The organism is Thalassolituus sp. UBA675 (assembly GCF_002297765.1).
Lineage (GTDB): Bacteria > Pseudomonadota > Gammaproteobacteria > Pseudomonadales > Oceanobacteraceae > Thalassolituus.
Genome location: NZ_DBNJ01000030.1, coordinates 26,799 through 38,047, shown reverse-complemented (window position 1 = coordinate 38,047; position 11,249 = coordinate 26,799). Strand labels below are relative to the sequence as shown.

At 46.9% G+C, this 11,249-nt stretch carries 10 protein-coding genes and 2 pseudogenes; 8 read left to right on the top strand and 4 right to left on the bottom strand.

What is annotated here, in order from left to right:
- From B3007_RS13340 to B3007_RS13330, 3 genes are all read left to right on the top strand, one after another.
- Positions 1 to 247, top strand: a 247-nt coding sequence (locus B3007_RS13340) for a hypothetical protein (RefSeq protein ID WP_301378847.1), incomplete at its 5' end; no start/stop codon positions are given.
- Between the two features lie 371 nt (positions 248 to 618).
- Positions 619 to 1,032, top strand: coding sequence for a GIY-YIG nuclease family protein (locus B3007_RS13335; RefSeq protein ID WP_301378848.1), 414 nt, complete (start codon positions 619 to 621; stop codon positions 1,030 to 1,032).
- A gap of 128 nt (positions 1,033 to 1,160) precedes the next feature.
- A complete protein-coding gene (locus B3007_RS13330; RefSeq protein ID WP_301378850.1) occupies positions 1,161 to 3,425 on the top strand; it encodes an ATP-binding protein in 2,265 nt (754 codons plus the stop codon).
- A gap of 299 nt (positions 3,426 to 3,724) precedes the next feature.
- Here B3007_RS13330 and B3007_RS13325 read toward each other — a convergent pair whose 3' ends face one another.
- Entirely contained in the window at positions 3,725 to 3,937 is a 213-nt protein-coding gene (locus B3007_RS13325) for a hypothetical protein (RefSeq protein ID WP_301378852.1), read from the bottom strand.
- Between the two features lie 251 nt (positions 3,938 to 4,188).
- Here B3007_RS13325 and B3007_RS13320 point away from each other — a divergent pair, with 251 nt between their 5' ends.
- Positions 4,189 to 4,521: a hypothetical protein gene (locus B3007_RS13320; RefSeq protein WP_301378853.1), complete on the top strand. Its 333-nt coding sequence runs from the start codon at positions 4,189 to 4,191 to the stop codon at positions 4,519 to 4,521.
- 256 nt (positions 4,522 to 4,777) lie between these two features.
- Positions 4,778 to 4,922, top strand: a pseudogene (locus B3007_RS13315) (transposase); the annotation flags it as partial.
- Positions 4,923 to 5,201: 279 nt separating this feature from the next.
- Here the strand turns inward: B3007_RS13315 and B3007_RS13310 are convergent.
- Together B3007_RS13310 and B3007_RS13305 are read right to left on the bottom strand one after the other, a co-directional pair.
- Positions 5,202 to 6,280 (bottom strand): annotated as a pseudogene (locus B3007_RS13310) (transposase).
- A 108-nt stretch (positions 6,281 to 6,388) separates the two neighbouring features.
- Positions 6,389 to 6,994, bottom strand: a complete 606-nt coding sequence (locus B3007_RS13305) for a putative solute-binding protein (protein WP_301378855.1) — start codon at positions 6,992 to 6,994, stop codon at positions 6,389 to 6,391.
- A gap of 4 nt (positions 6,995 to 6,998) precedes the next feature.
- Between B3007_RS13305 and B3007_RS13300 the strand changes: the two genes are divergently transcribed.
- Both B3007_RS13300 and B3007_RS13295 read left to right on the top strand, forming a co-directional pair.
- Complete coding sequence (locus B3007_RS13300) at positions 6,999 to 8,087, top strand: endonuclease/exonuclease/phosphatase family protein (RefSeq protein ID WP_301378856.1); 1,089 nt, start codon at positions 6,999 to 7,001, stop codon at positions 8,085 to 8,087.
- A 203-nt stretch (positions 8,088 to 8,290) separates the two neighbouring features.
- Entirely contained in the window at positions 8,291 to 9,073 is a 783-nt protein-coding gene (locus B3007_RS13295) for a hypothetical protein (protein WP_068437013.1), read from the top strand.
- 168 nt (positions 9,074 to 9,241) lie between these two features.
- Here the strand turns inward: B3007_RS13295 and B3007_RS13290 are convergent, their stop codons facing one another.
- Positions 9,242 to 10,390 (bottom strand): alkane 1-monooxygenase, encoded by a 1,149-nt coding sequence (locus B3007_RS13290; RefSeq protein ID WP_068437011.1) that lies wholly within the window; start codon positions 10,388 to 10,390, stop codon positions 9,242 to 9,244.
- 171 nt (positions 10,391 to 10,561) lie between these two features.
- Here B3007_RS13290 and B3007_RS13285 point away from each other — a divergent pair, with 171 nt between their 5' ends.
- Positions 10,562 to 11,236, top strand: a complete 675-nt coding sequence (locus B3007_RS13285) for a GntR family transcriptional regulator (protein WP_068437017.1) — start codon at positions 10,562 to 10,564, stop codon at positions 11,234 to 11,236.
- Positions 11,237 to 11,249 lie beyond the last annotated feature (13 nt).

Sequence of the window (11,249 nt, the reverse complement as noted above, 5' to 3'; positions counted from 1 at the left end):
CAACGGGACGGGTCCATATAAGGGAATCATATTCCCGACAGCGTTAGCGGTAGCCAAACCGCTTATCTTCATAATCACCTGTGCCGTAGGAGCGCAACGCGAAGCTTGCGCGATAGATTTCTCCACTAAACCAATTCTTTCTTTGAAACTGCGCCTCACTGTGGGAGCGAATCAGCCGGAGGCTATTCGCGATAATGTTTCAACTATTCGCGGTATCAACACTACAACTCCCCCCCCGAATTTTTGATACTTAGTATTACATGAAGAATAACTGGATATATAAGCAGTATATTTGGCTGGGCGCAGGAAATCGTGCGCGTTTGCATGATCAGAAGAAAACGAGCGTGCTCACTATGAAACCTATCAATAAGAAATAGCCTTTATAAATCAGATAGTTGAAAACACTAGTGGAGTGATAATGTGCCAAATGTAAAGATGACATCGGGGTGCAAACGAGCACGCACGCTTTCACACTGACAAAAGGCGTCGTCTGAGGCACTTTTCATAGTGGTGGCGGGGAGTTATGCTCGAAACATCAAAAGGACGACATGTGTGCAAATAAGCACGCTCACGAAGAAACTGTTATGTGGCCGACTGACCCAAAGAGAGCCGTAAAGGATGCACCAACTTATTCAGTTTATTAAATGCTGGAAGTGTGGAGAGATTAACCGTTTGATCAGCCCTACAGATCAATCTCTTAACTTTCATTGTGAAAACTGTGATGCAGGAATACTTAAACAGGAAGTTATTAAGGGGTACATCTACATCCTTTCTAACCCTTTGATGGAAGGGTTGTTAAAAATCGGATACACAGAACGTACTCCTGAAGAGCGGGTTGCTGAGTTGCAGGGTACCGGTGTTCCATCTGACTTTGTTCTTGAATGTGCTTACCTTTCGAAAGACCCACAGGGGGATGAGAAAGCTATTCATGAAAGACTAGAGGAATATCGAGTTAACAAAAAGCGTGAATTCTTCAGGCTAGAGCTAGATCAAGCATGTTTGGTGATAGATGAATACTGCCATCTACGATGATTCACATAACAAGCGGCCGTTGAGGCCACTGAGAAGCGTGGCGGGACGCGCAAAAAGCGCGCGCCCCAAGGCCGGGCGTTACACGCCAGTCACCACATAAAGTATCAACCGAAAAATGGATGTCATAGATGAATAAGCTTTCACAAAAAGAAAGGGTCGTATCACTAGGGATAGATTTTCTTCTGCTTCTTATTATTTGTGCCATAGCATTTGGCAGCTTATACCCACCAGTAGGTGATAGTGGGTTCTGGTTTTACACCGCATTGCTCAGCGTTCTTGTCGGGTCAAAAATTGTAACCCCATTTTATGTAAAGCCTGTTGATGCTATTTCATATGCAGTCCCAGCATTTGTGTCACTTATGCTGGTGAACAGTTGGACTACATGGTCGATTGAGACCAAGATTGCATTTTTCTTGGTGTCATCATTATCTGGATTGATTTTGATCTTTTCGTTGTTAGCTATCATTCTGAATAACTGGGGTAGTGAAAGGATACAAGAGGTCTCAAATAATATTCGGATATTTCTTGAGCTATTCGCAAAACCTCAAGTTATCTACACTCCAATTATTATATTTGCGATGTACTCCTATCACATTGGGAAACCAAATGAATTAATACTAATATCTATAGCCATATTGCTTACAGTAGCTATGTCGGCTGGCGATGTTTTAGTTAAGACATTCAACAGGATTAGAAAAACAACTAAGATTGGCCGGCAGGTATCTAGCGTCGCAGAAATTGCGGCTTACCAGCAGCCAAATATCATTCTACTTCGCCAAGCTAAAGATAACGATTTGCCGCTTAAGAAAATCGTCTACGTAAAAGATAAGCATTCCAACTCTAAGTTGGCTCTTACACTTGATTTAGTCGGTCGAGATAATGGTGTTCTGACTCGCTCTGTTGAAATTGCAAACCTTAAATTTGGGCAATATCAAGAGCTTGAGTCTGTTGTTTCAAGTGACTCTGTTGCAGTCATTGAAGATGAATATCTTCTAGAAATCTGTACAGCAGAAGGAATTGATTTGGCATTAGGGGATAGAGTCGTTGGTATTGTAGCACCCGACTCTTCAATCGAGAGGTTGTTCTTTGAGGTCGTCGATAATTCAAGTATTGAAGAAGGACGTCTAGTCACCGTAAACATACAGGGCCAAAAGGTTCTTTATCAAATCGTTGGCGGTTTGACGAGAGAAGAAACCGTATATCAAAAAAATACTTATGGTTATTTGCGGGCTCAAGCTCAGCAAGTCGGCGTTTGGAACGAACAACAGAGAAAGTTCACTCAGTTTAGTTGGCTGCCTAACATCAATGAACCGGTATATCTTGAGGCGCAAGAAAACTACGCTATTGAGCCAGATACTATAGGCCACTTTCCTGATAGCAATTACCAAGTAAAAATTGGAAATATAAATCATTTAGTAACTCATAATACGGCGATTCTTGGGATTCTTGGCGTAGGAAAGTCCATGCTCGCAATAGAGTTGCTAGAGAGAATGATGGCTGAAGGAATAAAAGTTGTATGTTTAGATCTAACGGATCAATATGCATCAGAACTATCGGACTATTACAACGCTTCGTATGAAGAAGCATGTATTCAGAGGCTAAGGGAGGCCACAGATCAAGATCGAGGTGTATGGCAGGAAAATCCGGAGCAAGGCGGTAGTTTACCTAATTTGAAGAATGCATTTTTCGAAGATTTAAATAGGTTTATTGACAATAAAGATGGGCATCTTCTAAAAATTTATAACCCAGCAGAGTTTGTTGCTACACGGCAAGATAGGGCGCCGGGTAGCTTTCAAGCTGGCGGGCAGTGGCAGCGCGGAGCCCCACTATTTAGTGTTACACCTGTAGAAATTACGAAAATTGTATCTGAAACGGTTCTTGATATTCTTTCTGCAGAAATGTCAGACAATGCTAGGGTTTGTTTAGTTTATGAAGAAGCTCACTCGCTTGTTCCAGAATGGAACTCTGTTGTTGCAGAAGGTGATAAACACGCAACTAGCGGCACAGCTAGAGCAATTCTCCAAGGACGAAAGTTTGGGCTAGGATGCTTGCTGATTACACAGAGGACAGCAAATGTTACGAAAACTATCCTCAATCAATGCAATACTATATTCGCTATGCGTACATTTGATGATACTGGTAAGGAATTTCTAGGTAATTATATTGGAAAAGATTATGCACAATCTTTGTCTTCAGTAAAAGAGCGTCATGCAGTCTTCTTTGGTAGAGGATCTAGTTGTGAAAACCCAGTTTTGATGAAAGTAAACAATAGAGACGATTTTTTGAGATCATATAGGGGAGTACATCAACCTCCAGTATTTCCTCCAGTCGACGCAATTCCTGTTCAAGAACAGCAACTAGAACCTGAGTTCGATGATGATGTCCCGTTCTGAAGAAACATGTAACAAGCGACTGCGGTTCAACCGTAGCTAGATAATTATTCATAAGACCACTTCTGACCATCCCGGATCATCGCATTCAGGATGGTTAGACTTAATCGAAGATCTAATCGAGACAGTCATAGTACAAGAGAAAATTTGAATCTTTTACCTATGGATCTGCCGGGTTGAGGTAGGTCGTTGAAAAATACTTTATAGGCTTTAATTCAGCCGTTTCTCAGTAGAAAGTCGATATTCGAGGCAAGCGAATGCCTCAGAGTGTTGTGATGTTGTTCGTGGAGTAGGTAGTTACTTCAAAACAGGCGTAACTTGCAGGCGGCGATGCCTGCCGCTCGCCTTCGTTCACGTTGGCCGTCTCGGAACTTGGTAGTTTTTGATTTCATTTCATGGGCGGCGCCGACGATGCCTTTGAATTCGGATTCAACGTTTGGGGTGATGTTGAGCCTGTGTTCTGCGTCTATGCCGAGTCGATCCATGGCGGTGGGTTTAGCTACAGAGATTGCCACTCGTTTGTTAACTCCAAACTGACGGCCGATCTACAACGTGTATGGAATACTTGGCACTGATAGTATTCTCCCTTAATTCATAATTATCGAGATGTCATAGTAAGAGAGGCACTTTTAATAGTTTTTATACGGGGTTATGATAGCGCCGTCGAAGGGAAGCGGACTATCAAAAGCAGAGTGTGCATCTCACGAATAAATAATTATTCTCGATATGTTAACCACCAACATTGAATGAAAGGAATATAAGATTCATGAAAATAAAGAAAATAGCAATAGGAATTGCAATTGTTTTACTTACTGGGTGCTCTTCTGAACCCAACATTGAAGTATCAATTCAAACTAACCAGCACTGGGGATCCCTAGTTTTCGTCATTCAGTCTATTGCTGATGATGTGGTCGTATCGAATGTAGTGGTAAATCGCGGAAGTTGCGCTCTCCCACGAGGAACAACTAAGGATATAGAGAGGGAAATAGAGCTTAGTTTTGGTGAGAGCTACCGTGGTTATAGCCCTTCTTGCACAGTTAGTGATGTAAAAGAAATAGAAGTCACTACGAATGCGGGAGACTTCATTTTCTCATTTTAAGATAAGGTATTTATCGAGACTCACATAGACACTCCCGCGGTGTCAAGGTACAACTCGGCCCTGGCACCTACATCCCCCTGATTAACTTGCTTGTCCCATCGTTGCCGTTTGATGGTCGATGGTAGTGCTGACATATATCCGACTTCTGATCGGAGTAGCGAGCAACTAAAAGGACACCCACCGTGGTATTTTCTTCCGATTGATCAAAGTTTAGGCTCTGATACGTTTTGGTGGTTTTTGTTGAAGGATCAACACTATGCCAAAGCCGAGAAAAGCAGCAGATATCGTTGGATGCTACTCCCTACTACCACTGTGTCTCCCAGTGTGTCCGTCGGGCCTTTCTATGTGGAACGGATAGATCGACGGGCGAGTGCTACGAACACCGTCGTGGCTGGCTAGAACTACTTGGACAGTCATGGTTAGAGGGCGCGAACTACTTGGACCGAACTACTTGGGTCGAACTACTTGGACAGTGGTAGAGACTTGGACGGTAGAGACTTGGACAGTCATGGTTAGAGAGAAAGCCTGATTTCTTTGCCTTCAAAATTGCCGACTGAGGCGAGTTAGTCGAAAACTTCGTTAGAGGCTTCGAATTAGGTATCTTCGAGTCGAAAGTCGGTATTCATAACGAGCGAATGCCTCAGACTAATCTGATGGTATCTATGGGGCAGGTAGTTGCTTCAGGAAAGGCGTAACTTGCAGGCGGCGATGCCTGCCGCTCGCTTTCGTTCTCGCTGATCGTCCCAGAATTGAGTGATTTTAGACTTCACTTCGTGGACTGCACCGACGATGCCTTTGAATTCTGATTCGAAGTTCTGGGTGATGTAGAGCCAGTGTTCTGCGTCTATGCCGAGTCGATCCATGATGGTGGGTTCAGCCTCAGATATAGAGCCGCGCTTGTTGTTGCGGATCTGGCGGCCCGTCCACAAAGTGTATGGAACACTTTGCACAGCCGTCAGGCTGCCCGAAGGGTGAGTCTCATGGATGAGACGAATGATTCGACGAGGTCGAGGTAATCAGTTAGCCGCATCTGAATGCCTTCGGGCATGTCCTGGCGGGGATTTCCTGCAAAGGGCATGAGGCCATAGGCTTGTTGTTTGGGATGGTTTGGCGTGCGTGCTTCTTTAGCTTTCTCGACGCGTTTCTTAACCGATGTGTATCCAGATGCTTCAGGTGTTTTGGCCATCGCGGCACGCACTGGATTCAAGTCGACATAGGCCATACATGCAGCAAGAGCCTTTTCATCCAATAGTGCTTGGGACTTAAACCTTCCTTCCCAGAAGTGGCCGCTGCATTGATCCTCTTCGTTGGCGAGTCTTGCTACGGTCTCGTTCAAGCGTCGCATAAACCAGCTGATGCTCATCAGGCGATCTCGCCATTCTTCAATGCGTTCGTCCAGTATGGCTTGCTGCGATTCTGATAGTTCTTCTCCACGTTCATACTTTTGTGAGAGTAGAGTACCTGCATACAGTTGGTGCCAACGCTGTACGACTTCGAGGTTTGTTAGCGAGCGTGCTCGTGCCTGGTTGATGTGTAGGATTACGTGGAAGTGATTCGACATGACGGCGTATGCGGCAATGTCTATGCAGTAGATTTGTGCCTGATCGAGAATGAGCTTTTCGATCCAGCCTCGTCGATGTTCAAAGCTACGGCCTTGGTTGTCACTGCCACAGAGAAATGCTCTTCTTACACATCGTGAAACGCAGTGGTAGTAGGGTGTTGCTTCGAGTGATACCAGTTGCTTCCTTGGCTTTGGCATGCATCCTCCTGATGTTGGCTAACTTGATTAACCTACACGAGTTGATCCAATAGAAAAATCAGGAATTATTCTTAGTATTACTGTCCCTTGGTGGTCTGTGTTGCCCATCTACTCAACAGGATCAACACATTCGGCTTTCTCTGGATTAAACCGACAGCGAATCTTACGAGCAATGCGGAGCATTGTGCCGTCGTAGTATCCGTTTTCCCGCATCGTGAGACGTACTTCGCGAGTTGCATCTTCTAGTTTGTTTGTCTCGTCTGCTGGCATTTCGATCCAGAATTCATCAGGAAGCAGATTCATCTCGGTATCTACACGTCCCGCATAGTTATTAAATTTTAATAAGAAATCCTCACGAAGAAGCTGAGCAAGTTCATCGGGAAATTGCTCGGCGCGACCAATTAGCTGCATAGTTGATTGTGAGAGGGGATTGCGGAGTACGCCGGTTGAGTTGCCAGATTGGCCACTGCCCATCACAAGGTACGCGATCGCGGTGGATATCATGGAGGAAACTCGCTCATCCGTGTAAGCCAGTACGTTTCTCATCATACCGCCTTCGATGGGCGTTCCGCCGTATTGGTTTACCAGAGCTGTCATAGGAGCTTCAATTGTTTGCACCGCGACTTGTTTTCCTTCTAGCGCCGAAAGGGAGTTATAAGCTTTATCCCACTCAGAAAGGCAGGCTATAGTGGTCGTACAGTAAATCTGAGCCATCGTTATGTTCACCGTTTTAATTACTGCCTCTTTTCTGATTGCAATCGCGACTGCATTACCGGAAACACGCTTCACACACTGGATCGTCAGAGGCCTGGACTTTCCACGTATCCAGATCGCAGCTTTTGGTATTGTTGTTCTCTTACTCCTGCTGCTCGTCGGCAATTCCGGTCACGGCCTCTACTGGGCGTGTATCGCGATGGTTGCTATTGCCTTAGGTTGGCAACTCAAATGGGTTTTACCGTACACGCCGCTGTGGAAAACGGAAGTACGTAAAACCACCGTTCAGGATTTGGATAATCAGATCAGCATCATTACGGCGAATGTGCTGACCCCTAACCATGACTCCGAAAAATTGATTTCTCTGGTACGCGAGTATCAGCCAGACATTCTGGTGACCTTAGAGTCAGACAAATGGTGGGAGCAGCAGCTCGACGTGCTCGAAGATGAGATGCCCCATACGTTAAAGTGTCCGCTTGATAACCTTTATGGTATGCACCTGTATTCCCGCTTGCCGCTCAATGACAGTACGATTGAGTACCTGGTGAAAGATGATATTCCGTCGATGCACACCTGTGTGACCCTCCGTTCAGGAGTAGAGGTACGTATGCATTTTATGCACCCTGAGCCGCCAAGTCCGACAGAGAGTGAGGTGTCATCACCACGCGATGCTGAACTCGCAGTGCTTGCTCGTAATGTTGCAGACTCGGATGAACCGATAATTGTTACCGGTGATCTGAACGATGTTGCCTGGTCGCCAACCACGCGTTTATTTCGTCATATCAGTGGACTGCTCGACCCTAGGATCGGTCGCGGAGCATTTAACACCTTCCATGCCGACTTCCCGTTTTTACGCTGGCCGCTGGATCATGTTTTCCACAGTCATCACTTCACTCTGAGTCAGATTGAGCGTTTACCTCATATTGGCTCTGATCATTTTTCTCTGTATACCGCGTTGAATTACACACCTCAGAAAGGAAAAGAGCAGGAAGGCGAATCCGCAGATCAGGAAGACCGGGAGCGCGCAGAGGAAGCCGTTACAGAAGAGGATGTTGAGAAGCAGGACGTGCCCAACCCAATCAAAGGAGCTTAAAAGCGCCCAGGGGCGTGAGATGGTACTTGGCGTTCTGGTACCTGACTTTGTATCTGTCTGATTGCGAAGGCGATCACACGCTGGAAATACTCTAAGACTTTTTGCGCATTTACATTGAGCATCAGACATTCTGCGACTAATATTTAGTCATTACATCAGGGAGCTTTCTGTGCAGGGGGAGTACATATAAAGAGGCCCAATTTATGAAAAAAGCGTTCCTTCTTCTCTTTTGCGTTGCGTTTTTTACTGAAGGGTTTGCGGACGCGCAGACGGGAACCCCTGAAGCTCAGATTGAATCAGATAAGCCTTTGAAGGTCGTCGTCCCATTCATGGGGGATGCTCCGGGTCAGGGCCCGGAACACCCGCTGGTTGATGTGGTTCGCCAATGGAGTGTAGAGACCGGGCGCGAAATCAGCGTTGAACGGTTTCCTTTCAAGCGTGGATTAATGATGGCTGCCCAAGGTGAGGTTGATTTTCATTTTCCTCTGATCAGAGGCCGTGAAGATACAGATGCTGCGCTGCCGTTTAGTTATTCGTCTGCCACCATTTTCACAGTTAATTTTGTGCTCTACACCCGGCGTGGCGTGGCGCTCGATATCGATAACCTCAAGAGTTACCGGATTGCCACCCATAGCGGCCACGCTAATCTTTTTCCGTTTCCGGTAATTGAAGACCATTCCATTGAAGGCTCACTGCGTAAGGTCGAGAGCGGTCGTATAGACGGCTTTATATTCGCGGACGTAGGGACAGATCCGGTTCTCTTTGATCTTGGACTAATGGGAATTCAACGCCAGTTATATAAGGTATATGACGTCCATGCGGTCATCGCTCACGAAGAGAAGGGGGGACCCGTGGATCAGTTTATCACCGAAGCTACCCGCAATATGGATCGCGCGATTCTCGGTCTCGCAATGGTAGACCAACCTTATCGAGACTGGCAGATGGGTGATGATTCTGTCCCCGCGCTCGTTCAGTCTGCGAAGTAGAAATCATCACCTTGAAACGTCAATGGGCCAGCTTAACGCTGGCTCCATGCGTTGATCTGGTCGCCCGCCAGGCGTTGGCTGAGCGCGTCGTTATCTTCGATCTCTTCTTGCAGGAGGCAGGCATAAAAAAGGGGAGCCCGGAGGCTCCCCAAGGGGGTTAAAGCGGTTTTAGCTCTGCTGATTAGCAGTCAGCTGATGTTCTTCGCCTTTGTAGTAGGCTTCGACACGTGGGTTCATTACTTTGAACCACAGTGGTGGAATCACTGCCAGTACCACCATGCCTGCGTAGCCGCTTGGTAACTGTGGGCTTTCGTCAAAGTGACGCAGTACCTGGTAACGACGCTTAGGGTTAGCGTGGTGGTCTGAGTGGCGTTGCAGTTGTACCAGGAACAGGTTGGTCAGCAGGAAGTTACTGTTCCATGAGTGCGCTGGGGTCGTGCGCTCGTAGCGGCCGTTTTCCAGCTTACGACGGTGCAGACCGTAGTGCTCAATGTAGTTAACGATTTCCAGCAGGGTGAAGGCGAAGAAGCTCTGCGCGACGAAGAACAGGGCACCCATCCAGCCCCATACCAGGCCGAAACCGATCATGGTTGCCGCTGAAATGGCGTACCACCAGATCAGTTCATTTTTCCAGTGCAGCGCTGGCAGATTTTTGCGCTTCAGTTTTTTCGCTTCGAGTTTCCACGCATTCATGAAATTGTGGAAGTACGCGTGCGGCAGGAACTGATACAGAGTCTGGTTATAGCGTGAAGACGACGCATCTTCAGGCGTTGAGACATGCACATGGTGACCACGGATATGCTCTACTTTAAAGCCCGCGTAGGTTACCAGAGCCAGCAGCAGACCGCCGGTCCATTGCTCCAGAGTGCTGTCCTTGTGGATCAGCTCGTGGCCAACATTAATGCAGACAATACCAGTGATCACGCCCATTGAGATCACCATACCAATCTTACCGAACAGGCCAACTTCTGCGCTCGAGAAGAGCGCTGCGCCGTAAGCAATCGTGATTGCCATGACAGGCAGAGTCATGATGGTAAGGAAAGGGTACCACTTCTCCAGAGACATGCGTGGCACATCAGCCTCTTCATCTGGATTGAAGGGGTCTTTACCAATCAGGTGGTCGAGCAGAGGGATAATGCCGAACACAACAAAAATAGGGAAATACCACCAAGCGTCATGCTGACTGCCGGTTGCTTCCCAACCAAACAGAGCAATTGGAAAGAGCACAGCCGGAATCAAAACGATCAGATAACCGTACTTCTTGAGTTGCATGCGCCAATCATCGGCGCTGATAGTCTGTGCTGTTGCCTGAGTCATACGGCCTCCATAACAGGAATTAGTTTTGTTGTTTGATTGTTGTATTGTCCTACAATCTAACATTAACTCTGATAGGTTACAGGTTCGGAGAAGACAAAAGTCCTCCAATATCAATGTGGTATTGGCTCAATGTGGTACTATGCCGCGCATCTCACTGATTTCAGTATAGTTATGAGTTTTGTAGCCCACGAAAGTCTTGCAGAAAAAATAGCGGCCCATCTGGCGGAGCGCATCATCAAAGGAGAGTTGATCTCTGGTGAGCGAATCCAGGAAGCTCGCGTCGTCGAGGAATTGCAGGTGAGTCGTGGTTCTGTTCGCGAGGCCCTGTTATTGCTGGAGTCCAGGCATCTGGTCACCATTCAGCCACGCCGTGGCGCTATGGTGGCAGAGCTGACTGTTGAGCGGGTGAATAGTCTCTACGATGTCTACGAGGCTCTTCTGACATTGTTGGCTACTCAGGTCGCCTTGCAGTGGACTGACGAAAATAAAATGCCCCTGTTAAATCAAGCCATGAAGCTCCAGTCCCCAGAGCTTAAAAAAGACAAGTTCATGTTTATGCTGGCCGGCTTTGACCTGATGCGCGCTGCTTCTGACGTCATTAATAATCCGTATCTGTCGACTCTGCTGAGTGATCTTCAGCCAGCCATTCAGCGGACCTACGCGCTATCTATCCGTTTTTCTCAGGAAGGTCTGGAGCGTACGATTCACTTTTTCGCCAAAGTCGTCGAATTGATTCTGGCCCGCAAAGCAGACGAACTGCCTCCGCTCTTCCGTGAATTCAGTCTTTATCAGCGCCAGCTGGTACTGGATGCCATGGCTGAGAATCCGGTTCCGGCTCTGGATTGACCCCTGCGTCATC